General features: G+C 45.9%; 11 protein-coding genes. 8 read left to right on the forward strand and 3 right to left on the reverse strand.

What is annotated here, in order from left to right:
- Positions 1-282 precede the first annotated feature (282 nt).
- The 8 genes from gltB (at position 283) to OCW38_RS12370 (ending at position 11,177) form a co-directional block, all read left to right on the forward strand.
- Complete coding sequence (gene gltB, locus OCW38_RS12335; RefSeq protein WP_261894223.1) at positions 283-4,746, forward strand: glutamate synthase large subunit; 4,464 nt, start codon at positions 283-285, stop codon at positions 4,744-4,746.
- Between the two features lie 16 nt (positions 4,747-4,762).
- Positions 4,763-6,175: an FAD-dependent oxidoreductase gene (locus OCW38_RS12340; RefSeq protein ID WP_016787584.1), complete on the forward strand. Its 1,413-nt coding sequence runs from the start codon at positions 4,763-4,765 to the stop codon at positions 6,173-6,175.
- 171 nt (positions 6,176-6,346) lie between these two features.
- On the forward strand, positions 6,347-6,775 hold the full coding sequence (locus OCW38_RS12345) for a DUF1499 domain-containing protein (RefSeq protein ID WP_010434771.1): 429 nt from the start codon (positions 6,347-6,349) through the stop codon (positions 6,773-6,775).
- A 127-nt stretch (positions 6,776-6,902) separates the two neighbouring features.
- Complete coding sequence (gene mtnN, locus OCW38_RS12350; protein WP_261894226.1) at positions 6,903-7,598, forward strand: 5'-methylthioadenosine/S-adenosylhomocysteine nucleosidase; 696 nt, start codon at positions 6,903-6,905, stop codon at positions 7,596-7,598.
- Between the two features lie 10 nt (positions 7,599-7,608).
- Complete coding sequence (locus OCW38_RS12355) at positions 7,609-8,562, forward strand: cobalamin biosynthesis family protein (RefSeq protein WP_261894228.1); 954 nt, start codon at positions 7,609-7,611, stop codon at positions 8,560-8,562.
- Position 8,563: 1 nt separating this feature from the next.
- The gene (btuF, locus tag OCW38_RS12360; protein ID WP_010434768.1) at positions 8,564-9,433 is read left to right on the forward strand and encodes a vitamin B12 ABC transporter substrate-binding protein BtuF; all 870 of its coding nucleotides are present in this window, start codon (positions 8,564-8,566) and stop codon (positions 9,431-9,433) included.
- Between the two features lie 74 nt (positions 9,434-9,507).
- Entirely contained in the window at positions 9,508-10,125 is a 618-nt protein-coding gene (locus OCW38_RS12365) for a TRIC cation channel family protein (protein WP_016789753.1), read from the forward strand.
- 206 nt (positions 10,126-10,331) lie between these two features.
- Positions 10,332-11,177, forward strand: a complete 846-nt coding sequence (locus OCW38_RS12370; protein WP_010434764.1) for a LysR family transcriptional regulator — start codon at positions 10,332-10,334, stop codon at positions 11,175-11,177.
- Here OCW38_RS12370 and OCW38_RS12375 read toward each other — a convergent pair.
- The 3 genes from OCW38_RS12375 to carA form a co-directional block, all read right to left on the reverse strand.
- On the reverse strand, positions 11,128-11,907 hold the full coding sequence (locus tag OCW38_RS12375) for a TSUP family transporter (protein ID WP_010434762.1): 780 nt from the start codon (positions 11,905-11,907) through the stop codon (positions 11,128-11,130). The genes OCW38_RS12370 and OCW38_RS12375 overlap by 50 nt on opposite strands.
- Before the next feature lie 195 nt (positions 11,908-12,102).
- Entirely contained in the window at positions 12,103-15,333 is a 3,231-nt protein-coding gene (gene carB, locus OCW38_RS12380) for a carbamoyl-phosphate synthase large subunit (RefSeq protein WP_261894232.1), read from the reverse strand.
- Positions 15,334-15,349: 16 nt separating this feature from the next.
- A complete protein-coding gene (gene carA, locus OCW38_RS12385) occupies positions 15,350-16,504 on the reverse strand; it encodes a glutamine-hydrolyzing carbamoyl-phosphate synthase small subunit (protein ID WP_010434758.1) in 1,155 nt (384 codons plus the stop codon).
- Between the last annotated feature and the right edge of the window lie 318 nt (positions 16,505-16,822).

Below are 16,822 nucleotides of genomic sequence, written 5' to 3' on the forward strand. Positions count from 1 at the left end.
TCATATCTCTTTGATATAGTTCTATTATTTCAGGTTATTACGTGGCTAATCGCGTTTACGCATGATACTTAACCATGAACTTGACCTTAAACACAATTAGCTATACGTTGTAAAGCTGATGAAAATAAAACCAATAGGTTTTGTTAACACAGCTAATAACGTTTTAACTAGCTAAAAACAAACTATCAGTTTATATAAGAACAAGTTTATAAAAAACAACAAGTATATGAATAGTTAGTCATTTACTGTCTGGATGACAGAGAAGCAAAAGGGAGAATTGCAATGGCTCTATATGATCCTAGTCTTGAAAAAGACAACTGTGGATTTGGTTTAATAGCGCAAATGGAAGGCCAACCTAGTCATAAATTGGTACGAACTGCTATTTCAGCCCTCGATCGCATGACACACCGTGGTGGTATCGCCGCGGATGGCAAAACCGGAGATGGTTGTGGCTTATTACTACAGAAACCAGACTCCTACCTCAGAATTATTGCAGAAGAGAATAACTTCAAGCTCGGCAAGCAATACGCTGTCGGCATGGTTTTCTTCAGCCAAGACCCAATCAAAGCACAATCCGCGCAAGACATCGTCAATAAAGAGCTCGCTCACGAGACCTTAACCATCGCGGGTTGGCGCGTTGTGCCGACCAACACCGATGTATTAGGTCCAATCGCCAAAGATTCCGTTCCTAATATTCAGCAAGTCTTTATCTCAGCCCCTGCTGGCTGGCGTGAACGCGATATTGAACGACGCCTTTATATCGCTCGCCGTAGAATTGAAAAGCAGATCACCGAAGACAAAGATTTCTATATTTGTAGCCTGTCGACCCAAGTCATGGTTTACAAAGGCTTGTGCATGCCTGCCGATCTACCGCGATTTTACCTCGATCTCGCTGACTTACGTATGGAATCGGCGATATGTCTGTTCCACCAGCGCTTCTCAACCAATACTCAGCCACGTTGGCCATTGGCTCAGCCATTCCGCTATTTGGCGCACAATGGTGAGATCAATACCATCGAAGGCAACCGTCAATGGGCTAAGGCTCGTGCTTACAAATTCTCCTCACCACTGTTGCCTGATTTACAAACAGCCGCACCTTTTGTAAATGAGACAGGCTCAGACTCATCAAGCTTAGATAACATGCTCGACCTGTTCCTTGCTGGTGGTATGGATGTGTTCAGAGCGATGCGTATGCTTGTGCCGCCCGCTTGGCAAAACCACCCAGATATGGATCCTGAGTTACGTGCCTTTTACGACTTCAACTCCAAACATATGGAACCGTGGGATGGCCCAGCTGGTATCGTACTTTCAGATGGTCGTTATGCAGCATGTAACCTTGATAGAAACGGCTTACGTCCAGCACGCTATGTCATTACCAAAGACAACCTGATCACTTTGGCATCAGAAGTGGGTATTTGGAACTACGCGCCAGATGAAGTAGCAGAGAAAGGTCGCGTTGGGCCTGGTGAACTGCTTGTTATTGACACTCGTCGCGGCAAGCTATGGCAATCTAATGAGATCGACAATGATCTGAAAGGTCGACACCCTTATAAAGAGTGGATGGAAAAGAACGTTCACAAATTAACACCGTTTTCCGAATTGTCAGATGATCAAGTCGGTAAGCGTAGCTTTGACGATGACACACTAAAAACTTATCAAAAACAATTTGCGATGAGTAACGAAGAATCAGACCAAGTACTTCGCGTACTCGGTGATATGGGACAGGAAGCGGTCGGCTCGATGGGCGATGATACGCCAATGGCCGTTCTGTCTTCTAAAGAACGTCTTATTACGGATTATTTCCGTCAGAAGTTTGCCCAAGTAACCAACCCACCGATTGACCCTCTGCGTGAAAAACACGTGATGTCTTTGGCGACCAGTATCGGCCAAGAGATGAATGTATTCTGTGAAACCGATGGCCACGCTTATCGTGTGACGTTTGATTCACCGGTGCTGCTTTACTCTGATATGCAGCAGCTTCTGCAGTTAAGTCAAAAGCATTATGGTCACGCTATTCTTAGCATGCACTATGATCCGGCAGATAAAGATCTCGAACAAGCCATCAACGACTTGTGTGATCGTGCAGTGGAAGAAGTGCGTGATGGTGCAGTTTTGATTGTACTTTCAGACAAAGGTTTAGAAAAAGGTAGGCTGCCAGTTCCTGCCGCCATGGCTGTCGGTGCCGTACAAACCAGACTTGCAGACAACAACCTACGTTGTGATGCTAACATCGTGGTTGAAACAGCAACCGCACGTGACCCGCACCAATTTGCCGTACTGCTTGGCTTCGGTGCTACCGCAGTTTACCCATATCTCGCTTATGAAGCTCTGGGCAAAATGTTGGACGATGGTTCATTAGATAAAGACTATCGCACTGCATTGCAAAATTACCAAAACGGCATCAACAAAGGTCTGTATAAGATCATGTCGAAGATGGGTATCTCAACGATTGCTTCGTATCGCTGCTCGCAGTTATTTGAGGCAGTAGGTTTACATACCGATGTTGTTGATCTGTGTTTCCGTGGCGTAACGACTCGCATCCAAGGCGCTAGCTTTAGCGACTTCCAACAAGACATCTATAACCTATCTCGTAAAGCATGGACAAAACGTAAACCACTGGAACATGGTGGCTTACTCAAATACGTACATGGCGGCGAATACCACGCCTACAACCCAGACGTAGTCAGTACCTTGCAAACCGCTGTAAAGACGGGTGAAACATCGGATTATCAATCTTTTGCGAAGCAAGTTAATGCTCGTCCTACTGCTATGCTGCGCGACTTAATGAGCCTTAAAAAAGCCGAACAACCTCTGCCGCTAGAGCAAGTCGAGCCAAGTAGCGATCTCTTTAAACGCTTCGATTCTGCCGCGATGTCGATTGGTGCCTTGAGCCCCGAAGCTCATGAAGCGCTGGCCATGGCGATGAACCGATTAGGTGGTTATTCTAACTCTGGTGAAGGCGGTGAAGATCCACGACGCTTTGGGACTGATCGTAACTCGCGCATCAAACAGATAGCTTCCGGTCGTTTTGGTGTGACGCCACATTACTTAAGCAACGCGGATGTTCTACAAATCAAGGTCGCGCAAGGTGCGAAGCCAGGAGAAGGCGGTCAGCTGCCGGGTCATAAAGTCACCGCAGAAATAGCCAAGCTGAGATACTCAGTTCAAGGCGTGACTCTGATCTCCCCTCCTCCGCATCACGATATCTACTCTATCGAAGATCTGGCTCAGCTGATTTTCGACCTTAAGCAAGTTAATCCTAAAGCCTTGGTTTCAGTGAAGTTAGTATCTGAGCCGGGTGTCGGCACCATTGCTACAGGTGTGGCGAAAGCTTATGCCGACCTGATCACCATTTCAGGTTACGACGGCGGTACCGCAGCAAGCCCACTGACCTCAGTGAAATACGCAGGTTGTCCCTGGGAGCTTGGCTTAGCTGAAACTCAACAAGCACTCGTCGCCAACGGGCTTCGTCATAAAATTCGCCTGCAAGTCGATGGTGGTTTAAAAACCGGCCTCGATGTTATCAAAGGTGCGATTTTAGGTGCAGAGAGCTTTGGTTTTGGTACTGCACCAATGGTAGCAATGGGTTGTAAGTTCTTAAGAATTTGTCACCTAAATAACTGTGCGACAGGTGTGGCGACTCAAGATGAAACCCTACGTCGTGAATACTTCAAAGGCCTACCAGACATGGTGGTGAACTACTTTACCGGCCTAGCCGATGAGGTTCGCCAATACCTTGCAGAGCTTGGCGTAGAAAAGCTTACTGACCTGATTGGCCGTACTGATTTGCTTGAAGCCGTTCAAGGTCTCACGGCGAAGCAGAGTAAATTGGATCTTTCATCGATATTGGAAGCTCCGGTATCTACTGAAGGTCATCCACTGTTTTGGACAGAACCAAACGCACCGTTTGATAAGGCTCAGCTCAACCAACAGATCCTTGATGACGTAATCGATGCAATTGAGAAACGTCAATCCACCAGCCTTTACTACAACGTGATCAACACCGATCGTTCGATTGGCGCTCGTATCTCTGGCGAAATTGCTAAGCGATACGGCAACCAAGGCATGGCAGGTTCACCAATCAAGTTGTACCTCGACGGCACCGCAGGCCAATCTTTTGCAGTTTGGAACGCAGGTGGTGTTGAGCTTTACCTAACAGGCGATGCCAATGACTATGTTGGCAAAGGCATGGCTGGCGGAAAAGTGGTTATCAAGCCTCACCAAGGCACCGCATTTACCTGTAACGAAGCGACCATTATCGGCAACACTTGTCTGTATGGCGCAACCGGAGGCAAGCTGTTTGCTGCTGGTACTGCTGGCGAACGATTTGGTGTACGTAACTCAGGCACGGTTGCTGTGATTGAAGGTGCGGGTGACAACGCCTGTGAATACATGACTGGTGGTATTGTTGCCATTCTTGGTGCAACGGGCGTGAACTTCGGCGCGGGTATGACAGGTGGTTTTGCTTATGTGATGGATAAGAATGAAGACTTCCAAGGCCGAGTGAACAACGAGTCGGTCGAGGCACTTTCTCTGTCTGACCTATTTATCCACCAAGAACATCTGCGTGGCTTAATTGCAGAACACTTAGAAGAAACGGGCTCAGTACACGCTGAAGCTATTCTGGCGAACTTTGATGAATGGATTCCGAAGTTCTACTTAGTGAAGCCAAAGACGGCGGATCTTAACACCTTGCTCGGCCACCAAAGTCGTAGCTCTGCTGAACTTCGTGTTCAAGCGCAATAATTGGAAGGAGCCAATAATGAGCCAGAATGTATACCAATTTATTGATGTGAATCGCGTAGACCCAGCGAAGAAGCCAATCAAGATACGTAAGATTGAGTTTGTAGAGATCTACGAACCTTTCACTAAGCAACAAGCCAAAGCGCAAGCTGACCGCTGTCTAGACTGTGGTAACCCCTACTGTGAATGGAAGTGTCCAGTCCATAACTATATCCCTCAATGGCTCAAGCTTGCCAATGAAGGGCGTATTATCGAAGCGGCTGAACTGTCTCACCAAACCAACAGCTTGCCTGAGGTTTGCGGCCGAGTTTGTCCTCAAGATCGTCTATGTGAAGGCTCTTGTACCCTCAACGACGATTTCGGCGCAGTAACCATCGGCAACATTGAAAAATACATCAATGACAAAGCGTTTGAGATGGGCTGGAAACCAGACATGTCTCACGTTGAATGGACCGACAAAAAGGTCGCGATCATTGGCGCTGGCCCCGCAGGTCTTGCTGCAGCTGATATCTTAGTTCGAAACGGTGTGAAGGCCGTGGTATTTGACCGCTACCCGGAGATCGGTGGCCTACTAACGTTTGGTATCCCATCGTTCAAACTCGAGAAAGGCATCATGGAAAACCGTCGCCGTATCTTTAGTGGTATGGGTGTCGAATTTAAGATGAATACCGAAGTCGGTAAAGATGTTCAACTACAACAACTTGTCGATGATTATGATGCCGTTTTCTTAGGGGTCGGTACCTATAAAAACATGCGAGCTGGGTTAGACAACGAAGAAGCACCGGGCGTTTATGATGCTCTACCCTTTCTTGTTTCCAATACCTACAAGGTCATGGAGCTGGATAATCCAACGCCATTCATCGACATGAAAGGCAAAAAAGTGGTCGTGCTTGGTGGTGGTGATACTGCGATGGACTGTGTTCGAACGTCTATTCGTCAGCATGCTGCTAACGTCGTCTGTGCTTATCGTCGTGATGAGGCCAATATGCCAGGCTCTCGCCGTGAGGTGAAGAATGCAAAAGAAGAAGGCGTGAAGTTCATGTTCAACCTTCAGCCATTAGCATTGGAAACCGATTCATCAGGTCATGTTACTGGCGTCAAAGTGGTGAAAACGGCGCTAGGTGAACCAGATGAAGCAGGCCGACGTCGTCCGGAACCCGTTGAAGGCAGTGAACATGTTCTAGAAGCCGATGCTGTGATCATGGCATTTGGTTTCCAACCTCATGCAATGGAATGGCTAGAACCATTTGGTGTAGAGCTCGACCAATGGGGTCGCATCAAGGCTCCCGGACAGCAAGAGTTTCAATACCAAACCACCAACAGTAAGATCTTTGCAGGTGGTGATGCAGTTCGAGGATCTGATTTAGTGGTGACTGCTATCGATGAAGGCCGTAAAGCCGCGGAAGGAATATTGGATTACCTAGAAGTGTGACTAGGTTTCCTTTATTACTCAGTTCGTTACTATAAAAAAGGGATCCAATTATGGATCCTTTTTTAAATTAGATACGTTTATCACAAGCATCACGAAAATACGTAAAACAATTACAAATAAACCAATGCCGATAACTACAATTAGAATTAAAAACAAGCCATAGGAAACACCATGAAAAAAGCCGCTCTCCTTTCTCTATCTCTTTTAACTTTAACCGCATGCAGCCAAGGAATCACGAACATGAAAGACAGAACTTCATCACCTTGTGGAGACAAACCAAACTGCGTATCAACTCAAGATGACCGTGAGCAGCATGCATTGGACACGTTTGAGTTATCTGACTCAGCAAACTTAGATGCGATTGAGCAGGTTGCACTAACTTTACCTGGATCGAAAACCGCGAGTAAAACAGAAGATTATCTGCGTATTGAATGTACTTCTCGCATCATGCGCTTTGTCGATGACTTAGAACTTAAGATCACTGATGACAAACTGATCGTGCGTTCAGAATCTCGCACTGGCCATTCTGATTTTGGCGTAAACAGAAAACGTGCAGAACAACTTCGTGCTAGCTTAAAAAGCGAAGGCCTAATCAAATAGATAAAAGAATCCGCAGATAAATCACTGCTATTCGGATGAGAAGTGCCTCTGGGCAGTCGCTCGACACTTCTTATCCATGCTACAATTTCGCTCTACTGTTTAAATATTATTTATTAAGAGACTACACATGAAAATCGGCATCATTGGCGCAATGGAGCAAGAAGTTGCGATCCTAAAAGCAGCAATTTCAGACATTACTGAAGTTAATAAAGGCGGTTGTACCTTTTTCTCTGGTCAGCTAAATGGTGTTGACGTTGTTTTACTTCAATCAGGCATTGGTAAAGTAGCAGCAGCTGTTGGGACTTCAATCCTATTAAGCGAATACCAACCAGATGTTGTTCTAAACACGGGCTCTGCTGGCGGTTTTGATTCAACACTGAACCTTGGTGATGTCGTGATCTCAACTGAAGTTCGTCACCACGATGCAGACGTTACAGCTTTCGGTTACGAAATCGGCCAAATGGCAGGTCAACCTGCAGCATTTAAAGCTGACGACAAGCTGATGGCTGTCGCTGAACAAGCACTAGCACAAATGGAAGATAAGCACGCCGTTCGCGGTCTTATCTGTACTGGCGACGCATTTGTTTGCACAGCAGAACGTCAAGCGTTCATTCACAAGCACTTCCCATCTGTCGTAGCTGTAGAGATGGAAGCATCGGCTATCGCTCAAGCTTGTCACCAATTCCAAGTACCATTCGTGGTTGTTCGTGCAATCTCTGACGTTGCAGACAAAGAATCACCAATGAGCTTCGAAGAGTTTCTGCCACTAGCAGCACAAAGCTCTTCAGAAATGGTTATCAAGATGGTTGCCCTACTAAACTAAGCGACTAGACATGCAAACACTGTTTGATCAGGTATTTGCAAATGGCGTGCTCCTTGTAATGTGGGGAGCACTGCTTTTTCATTTGATTTTACCTATCCCCCATGCCGCACATCCCACAACCTTATGGCATAAGTTTGCTGAGCTTTTAGCAAGCAAGGTTAATAACAACCAAAACTATTCCCAAAGCTTAATCTCGGGCACATTAGCTTGGGGGTTGATGGTACTGCCGAGTCTAGTAATTCTATTAGCACTGCAACCATTGGTTTGGCAATCTCAACTGTTTGAATTAGCACTGTTATTACTGGCGATTGATTGGCGCAACAATGAAAAGCTAACAAACCAACTGATCAAAGCACTTGGTCGAGAAGATAAAGCCACGGCTCGCCAGTTATTGGCGCCGATTGTTAATCGTCAACCTGAATCACTGTCATCACTTGGCCTAGGTAAAGCCGCCGTAGAAACCATCATCATGGGTTACGCTCGTAACGTGGTTTGTGTGTTGTTCTGGTACGCCATTGGTGGTGGCATCGCCGCGTTAATGTATCGTCTAGTAGTCGAGTTAGCTCGAGCTTGGTCGCCAAGTCGCAAGCAATTTTCTCCATTTGGATCAACGGCAATCAAGATCGTCGCTATTCTCGAATTTATACCGATGCGTTTATTTGCTTTGATGATCGTATGTGGTGATAAAGCCACGCACACATTTAAAATGATGCTAGTCCAAAGTCGCTCTTGGCCACTGCCCGGCCCTGCATGGTTAATCACGGCCGTTGGCAACAAGCTTGAGCTGTCATTGGGTGGCCCAGCGATTTACGACAACACCAAAGCCATTCGAGCCAAATTAGGTGGCAGAATCGCCCCATCCGCCCTGCATTTGTCGCAGGTTCAGAAGCTACTATTTGGCCGTATCGCTATCTGGATATTTTTACAAAGCCTAATCTTACTATTTGTTCACCAAGGGATTTAGAGTGAAACCTTTAGCACTTGTTACAAGACTTACTCTTTTATCTTCCAGCTTATGGCTGCCTTTATCATTTGCAGAAGAAACATCGCTGACTCCAGAAAAAGTACAGCCAGCTCAACGCGTAGTAAGCCTTGCTCCTCACGCCACTGAGCTCGCCTACAGCGCTGGTTTAGGTGATAAGCTTGTCGCGGTTAGTGAGCGAAGTGATTACCCACCACAAGCTGACAAGCTAGAGAAAGTGGCGAATTACCAAGGCATCAAGGTTGAGAAGATCATTGCACTTCAGCCTGATTTGATTCTTGCGTGGCCAGCCGGAAACCCGCCCAGAGAACTGGCGAAACTAGAGCAATTTGGTTTTAATCTTTACTACTCCAAGACCAAAAGCCTAAACAGTATCGCAACCAATATTGAACAACTCAGCCAATACGCTAGCGATCCAAGCATTGGCGAAAATAACGCTCAGCAATACAAAGAGCAGCTCAAGGCGTTGAGAATAAAATACAAAGATGCCGAGCCAGTAAACTACTTCTACCAACTCAGTGAGAAACCGATCATCACAGTTGCTCAAGGGCACTGGCCAAGTGAGGTGTTTGAGTTTTGTGGTGGCCGCAATATTTTTGAAGACAGCGCATCCCCTTATCCGCAAGTTGGAATTGAACAAGTTGTCTTAAGAAAACCGCAAGTGATCTTCACTTCTCAGCACGCGATTGAGAATGGAACCATGTGGCAAACATGGGAAGATGAGATCCCAGCTGTCGCTCAAAATCAGATTTGGTCCCTCAATTCTGACTGGATTAATCGCCCGACAACGAGAACTTTGAAAGCGATCCAACAAGTGTGCGATTTCTTCGATAGAGCTAGGCAAAATCACTAACTATTTGCTGCGTTTTTTCGTACAATTCGCCACCGACCTATCCCTACAATTTTAACTATAAGAGCACCAGTATCATGGACTCCATGCTGCTTTATATTATCGATTTATTTGGCACTGCCATCTTTGCCGTCTCAGGTGTATTTGTCGCTGGCCGTCTTAAGATGGATCCCTTTGGCGTCGCCGTTCTAGGCAGTGTTACTGCAATTGGTGGCGGTACAATTCGAGACATGGCATTAGGTGCGACTCCCGTATTTTGGATCACCGATACCACCTACCTTTGGGTCATCATCACCACCTGTTTGCTGACCATGATTATAGTAAGACGCCCAAAGCGTTTGGCTTGGTGGATCCTTCCAGTATGTGATGCGATCGGCTTAGCGGTATTTGTTGGCATTGGTGTCGAGAAAGCACTGATTTATCAAGACTCTGCATTGGTTGCTATTATCATGGGTGTCATCACCGGCTGCGGTGGCGGTATTATCCGTGACGTACTTGCCCGTGAAGTACCAATGATTCTAAGAAGTGAGGTCTACGCGACCGCTTGCATCATTGGCGGCGCTTTCCATACAATGGCGATCAGCATGGGACACGACTCAGAAACTGCATTTTTAGCTGGCGTGTTCTCAACACTATTGATTAGGCTTGGTGCCATTCGTTGGCATTTATCATTGCCAACCTTTGCTATCAAATAGGCCATCGTTACAAATTGAAAGGCTCCGCAACGGAGCTTTTTTAATCCTGCTCACTCTCCAATCCATTATTATGATCTTTCGTGACACTTTACGTTCCCAATTTAAAATACCTAACTGAGTTCAAACCTTTCGCTTCAAATCTAGAGAATGAAGAGTGTTTGAGGTAATTTGGTTTAATCATTCCCAACTTTCATGAATATAACCCAATGCTACTCGAAGGAATCGAAACTCTACTGGTATTGAGTAAAGCAAAGACCATGAGCCGCACAGGCAGTTTGCTTTATATCAGCCAATCAGCGGTCAGCAAACGGATTGCTAATTTAGAGAAGAAGTTAAGCAAGAAACTCATAGAACCGAGTGGCCGACAGATAAAACTGACGCCAGATGCGATTGCATTGATCGAGAGTATAGGCCCAACATTCAATGAGTTACGTGGTCTTATTTATGAACAGCAAGAGTTGGAAGATACGACTCTTATCACCTTAGACAGCTCTAAATCTCTGATAGCGGGCTATCTAGGTGAGATGATGGGCCAATTTATCCAGCAAGATAAATACATCACCATTACCACTAACCACACACCTCGAATCATAGAAAGAGTGCAATCGGGCAAAGCGACCTTAGGGTTATGCGCAGGCTTATTACCACCGCATCATGGGTTGATGACCTTCCATCTGTTTGATGAGCCGTTTTACATAGTGAGTAAGTCACCGCTAACGGAGCTTCCTCCATTGGTGATTACCAACGATATGACCAACCCCGCGAACTCTTATCAACTTTCTGTCTTAGAGAAGTTTGGTATCAAGCCCTTGATGGAGATGGATGCCTACACCGCAGCGGCTCAACTTGCATTGGGCGGGACTGGGCCAGCGTTAATCCCGCTCTCTATCGTAAAAACACTCAATATTGAGCCTCAATACCTGTATAGCTTCACCGAATTAGCAGGCTTAATTCGACCGATTCATATCTGTGTAAGACCAAATAGCTATCAGTCTCCACGAGTTAGAACACTGATAGAATCCATTGTTGATGCTGTTCCCAAAGCAGTTTAGACGCCATTAGCATCGACATAACGATCACAAGGGGTCGAATCCATTTCTGCCCTTTTGTCACCACCACTTTAGCGCCAAGCTGAGCGCCCATAAAACCGCCAACCGCCATCACTAATCCTAACTCCCAAATAGGCAAGCCAGCCAAAATAAAGAAGATCAATGCGGCAATATTAGAGGTGAAATTAAGTACCTTGGTGCGCGCCGTAGCATCGACTAACGAGAAGTGACCAATCGCAACAAAGCAGACTGTGAAGATAGAACCTGTTCCTGGGCCAAAGAAACCATCATAGAAACCAACTCCACCACCTACACACAGAGCAAACATCGCCTCAGAGATCTTCTGTTTTCCTTCAGACGCTCTAGTTTGCGGTGCCAACAGGAAATAGAGAGAGATAGCGATAAGCAGCAGCGGTATCACACTGGTCAGTAGGCTCGCATCAATGTGCTGAACTAACTCGGCGCCAATAGCAGAGCCGATAAAGGTACAAAAGATAGCAAGGCGCATCTCTTTGATACTGACAATACCGTTGCGCACGAAATACCAACTGGCGGAAAAGCTACCAAATGAGCTTTGGAGTTTATTGGTTGCCAATGCTTGAGTTGGTGGCACTCCGGCCGCTAGCAATGCAGGTAGAGTCAGTAAGCCACCACCACCAGCCATTGCATCGATGAAGCCTGCCGCCGTTGCAACAACAAACAAGATAGCCAATATTTCAAGAGTGATTTCCATATACCCAACGCCTTAAAGTCCTGTGTAACGACAAGTTACCACTCACTGTAGGTGAGCAATAACGAAACACAAGATTTTAACCTATTCCAAATATTCATCATTTAACCACTACAGAATAACAGACATAAAAAAGCCCACTCCGAAGAGTAGGCTTTGAGTATTTATATCTGTTTAACAGCGTTACGCTTTAGGCTATTACGCTAGAGAAGCTTTAACCTGAGCGTGTAGCTCTTGAACTGAAGTTACTGACGTCTTCGCGTCTGCAGTGTGCGCCATACAAGTCGCAAATGCAGCGTTTAGCGTAGTCGTGTAGTTAACCTTCTCAGCCAATGCGCCGCGACGAAGAACTTTAGAATCTTCAATCGCTTGACGGCCAGCAGCAGTGTTCACGATGTACGTGTACTCGTTATTCTTGATACGGTCAAGAATGTGAGGACGACCTTCGTGTACCTTGTTTACTAGACGTGGGTTAATACCCGCTTCTCCAAGAATAACTGCAGTACCGTGAGTTGCGTCTAACTGGTAACCAAGCTTAGATAGCTTAGAAGCTAGGTCAACAACACGCTCTTTGTCGCCTTCACGAACAGAAAGAAGTGCACGGCCGCCTTCTGGGTAGATATTGCCACAACCCAACTCAGCTTTAGAGTATGCTTCTGCGAATGTCGCACCAACACCCATAACTTCACCAGTAGAGCGCATTTCTGGGCCTAACAGTGGGTCAACACCAGGAAATTTGTTGAATGGAAGTACAACTTCTTTCACTGAGTAGTAAGGTGGGATGATTTCTTTCGTAAAGCCTTGAGACTCTAGTGATTGACCAGCCATTACACGCGCTGCAATCTTAGCAATCGGTGCGCCTGTAGCTTTAGACACGAATGGAACAGTACGTGCTGCACGAGGGTTAACCTCGATTAGGTATACTTCGTTATCTTTAACAGCAAACTGCGTATTCATCAGACCACGAACACCCAACTCAAACGCTAGCTTTTCAACTTGCTCGCGCATTACGTCTTGGATTTCTTGGCTTAGCGTGTATGCAGGAAGAGAACATGCTGAGTCACCAGAGTGAACACCCGCTTGTTCGATATGCTCCATGATACCGCCGATAACAACACGCTCACCATCACAAATCGCATCTACGTCTACCTCAATAGCGTCATCTAAGAAGCTATCAAGTAATACTGGAGATTCGTTTGATACGCTGACTGCTTCGTTGAAGTAGCGACGCAGGTCTTGCTCGTCGTATACGATTTCCATCGCACGACCACCAAGTACGTAAGAAGGACGTACAACAAGTGGGAAGCCGATTTCGCGAGATTTCTCAACCGCTTGCTCCATTGTTGTTACGGTTGCATTTTGTGGTTGAAGCAGGCCTAGGCGGTCTACAGCAACTTGGAAACGCTCACGGTCTTCTGCACGGTCGATTGCGTCTGGACTAGTACCAATAATTGGTACGCCAGCAGCTTCAAGAGCACGAGCCAGTTTAAGTGGCGTTTGACCACCGTACTGAACGATAACGCCTTTTGGCTTCTCAACACGAGCGATCGCCAGTACATCTTCCAGAGTTACTGGTTCGAAGTACAGGCGGTCAGACGTATCGTAGTCTGTAGAAACTGTCTCAGGGTTACAGTTAACCATGATAGTTTCGTAGCCATCTTCGCGTAGTGCTAGTGAGGCGTGTACACAACAGTAATCAAACTCGATACCTTGACCGATACGGTTTGGACCGCCACCCAAGATCATGATCTTGTCTTTGTCTGTTGGATTCGCTTCACACTCTTCATCGTAAGTTGAGTACATGTACGCCGTATCTGAAGAGAACTCAGCAGCACACGTATCTACACGCTTGTAAACAGGGTGTATATCGTATTGGTCACGCATGCGACGGATTTCGCTTTCCGCTACACCTAGAATCTTAGATAAGCGTGCATCAGCAAAACCTTTACGCTTAAGCTTGTTTAACTCGTCTTTGTTTAGACCAGCAAAGCCTTTCGCTTTAAGTTCTTGCTCTAGCTTAACGATGTCTTCGATTTGAACTAGGAACCAACGGTCGATTTGCGTTAGGTTGAATACACCATCTACCGACATACCAGCACGGAATGCGTCAGCGATGTACCAAATACGTTCTGCGCCAGCTTCTTTTAGTTCATGACGGATAGTCGTTAGCGCATCAGGTGCGTCTAGGTCTACCATTTCGTCAAAACCAGTCGCGCCAACTTCTAGGCCGCGAAGTGCTTTCTGTAGAGATTCTTGTTGGTTACGGCCGATAGCCATAACTTCACCAACCGACTTCATTTGCGTTGTTAGACGGTCGTTAGCACCTGCAAATTTCTCGAAGTTAAAACGAGGAATCTTAGTAACTACGTAGTCGATTGTTGGTTCGAATGACGCTGGCGTTGCGCCACCAGTGATGTCATTCATTAGCTCATCTAGCGTAAAGCCAACAGCCAGTTTCGCTGCAATCTTAGCGATTGGGAAACCTGTCGCTTTAGAAGCTAGTGCAGAAGAGCGAGATACACGTGGGTTCATCTCGATGATAACCATACGGCCATCTTTCGGGTTGATACCAAACTGTACGTTTGAACCACCTGTTTCAACACCAATCTCACGCAGTACCGCTAGAGAAGCGTTACGCATTAGTTGGTATTCTTTGTCTGTCAGCGTTTGAGCTGGCGCCACTGTGATTGAGTCACCGGTGTGAATACCCATTGGGTCAAAGTTTTCAATCGCACATACGATGATACAGTTGTCGTTTTTGTCACGAACCACTTCCATCTCGTACTCTTTCCAACCGATAAGTGATTCATCGATAAGAAGTTCGTTAGTTGGAGATAAGTCCAAACCACGACGACAGATTTCTTCAAATTCTTCTTTGTTGTAAGCGATACCGCCACCAGTACCACCCATCGTGAACGATGGACGAATGATACAAGGGAAGCCAACCATGTCTAAAACTTTGTAAGCTTCTTCCATGGTTTTCGCTGTATCAGCAGTTGGACATTCAAGACCAATTGCTTTCATTGCTTTATCGAAGCGTGAACGGTCTTCTGCTTTATCGATAGCGTCAGCCGTTGCACCAATCATTTCAACACCGAACTCTTCAAGAACGCCGTGCTTTTCTAGGTCTAGAGCACAGTTCAATGCAGTTTGGCCACCCATAGTAGGTAGGACTGCATCGAGCTTCTCTTTAGCGATGATGTTACGCACAACTTCCCATTGGATAGGCTCGATGTAAGTTGCATCGGCCATATCTGGGTCAGTCATGATTGTCGCTGGGTTCGAGTTTACAAGAATAACTCGGTAACCTTCTTCGCGAAGCGCTTTACAAGCTTGAGCACCAGAGTAATCGAACTCACATGCTTGGCCGATAACGATCGGGCCAGCACCTAGAATAAGAATACTTTTAATGTCAGTACGTTTTGGCATTGTCTACTACTCCGAATTACGCTGTGTGCTGTTTGATTAGTTCAATAAAGTGGTCGAATAACGGCGCTGCGTCTTCTGGACCTGGGCTTGCTTCCGGGTGACCTTGGAAGCTGAATGCTGGTTTGTCTGTACGGTGAATACCTTGTAGAGAACCATCAAATAATGATTTGTGCGTTGCACGCAGTGTCTCTGGAAGGGTTTCTTCGTCAGCAGCAAAGCCGTGGTTTTGCGAAGTAATCATCACAACATCACGATCTAAATCTTTAACCGGGTGGTTTGCACCGTGGTGACCAAACTTCATCTTCACTGTCTTAGCGCCTGACGCAAGAGCAAGAATCTGGTGACCTAGACAGATACCGAAGATTGGTAAGCCTTTTTCTAGGAACACTTTTGTCGCTTCAATTGCGTAAGTACATGGTTCTGGGTCACCAGGGCCATTTGAAAGGAAAACACCGTCTGGGTTCAGAGCGAGTACTTCTTCTGCTGAAGTTTCAGCAGGAACAACCGTTAGGCGGCAGCCGCGGTCAACAAGCATTCGTAAGATGTTTCGTTTTGCACCGAAGTCATAAGCAACAACGTGGTATGGCAATTCAGAGTCTGCTTTCGCTTCAGGAAGTCCACCCGTAAGCGTCCACGAACCTTGTTTCCATTGATACGCTTCTTTTGTTGTAACTTCTTTCGCAAGGTCCATACCTTTCAGGCCTGGGAATTCTTTTGCTTTAGCAAGAGCTAGAGCTTCGTCTAGGTTTCCATCGTTTACTGAAGAGCCAGCTACGATACAACCGTTTTGAGCACCTTTTTCACGAAGAATACGCGTCAGCTTACGAGTATCAATATCAGCGATACCAACAACGTTTTGCGACTTAAGGTAATCAGAAAGGGATTGTTCATTACGGAAGTTAGAAGCGATTAGAGGGAGATCGCGAATCACAAGGCCTTGAGCGTGGATTGAAGAAGATTCTTCGTCTTCGGAATTGGTTCCGGTATTGCCAATGTGAGGGTAAGTAAGGGTAACGATTTGTTGAGAATAGGAAGGATCAGTGAGGATTTCTTGGTACCCCGTCATCGAGGTATTAAAAACGACTTCACCAACTGCGGAACCTACAGCGCCAATGGCTTCACCGTGAAATACTGTCCCATCTTCTAGGACGAGTAGTGCTGACTTCTTCAAGACAACCTCCAGAAATAAAAATGCATTAAAATTGATTTAATTTGCAAATCTACCTTCCTTTAACACCAGAAACTGCGTGTTTATGGAAATTAGACAAATTGGCGATATTTTAGTGATCTGCGTGATACGTGTCAACATTTAACGCAAAAGAAATTAAACATTTGTAAGGACTAATTCAATTTACACCATCAAAGCTTCAAAAGTTTAACTTTCATGCTCATTTTGTCCGAATATTACGATTTTCTAATTTTCACCCCTCATTTTAGCCAATCATAGAGTGATAAAAATATCAGCAACAAAACGCAATCGATAAATACA

The organism is Vibrio cyclitrophicus (genome assembly GCF_024347435.1).
Lineage (GTDB): Bacteria > Pseudomonadota > Gammaproteobacteria > Enterobacterales > Vibrionaceae > Vibrio > Vibrio cyclitrophicus.

Bases quoted from the DNA above. Each gene is read 5' to 3' on its own strand.
- OCW38_RS12355 (WP_261894228.1), top strand. From the start codon at position 7,609: ATGCAAACACTGTTTGATCAGGTATTTGCAAATGGCGTGCTCCTTGTA.
- OCW38_RS12365 (WP_016789753.1), top strand. From the start codon at position 9,508: ATGGACTCCATGCTGCTTTATATTATCGATTTATTTGGCACTGCCATC.
- OCW38_RS12375 (WP_010434762.1), bottom strand. From the start codon at position 11,907: ATGGAAATCACTCTTGAAATATTGGCTATCTTGTTTGTTGTTGCAACG.
- mtnN (WP_261894226.1), top strand. From the start codon at position 6,903: ATGAAAATCGGCATCATTGGCGCAATGGAGCAAGAAGTTGCGATCCTA.
- OCW38_RS12345 (WP_010434771.1), top strand. From the start codon at position 6,347: ATGAAAAAAGCCGCTCTCCTTTCTCTATCTCTTTTAACTTTAACCGCA.
- gltB (WP_261894223.1), top strand. From the start codon at position 283: ATGGCTCTATATGATCCTAGTCTTGAAAAAGACAACTGTGGATTTGGT.
- OCW38_RS12340 (WP_016787584.1), top strand. From the start codon at position 4,763: ATGAGCCAGAATGTATACCAATTTATTGATGTGAATCGCGTAGACCCA.
- OCW38_RS12370 (WP_010434764.1), top strand. From the start codon at position 10,332: ATGCTACTCGAAGGAATCGAAACTCTACTGGTATTGAGTAAAGCAAAG.
- carB (WP_261894232.1), bottom strand. From the start codon at position 15,333: ATGCCAAAACGTACTGACATTAAAAGTATTCTTATTCTAGGTGCTGGC.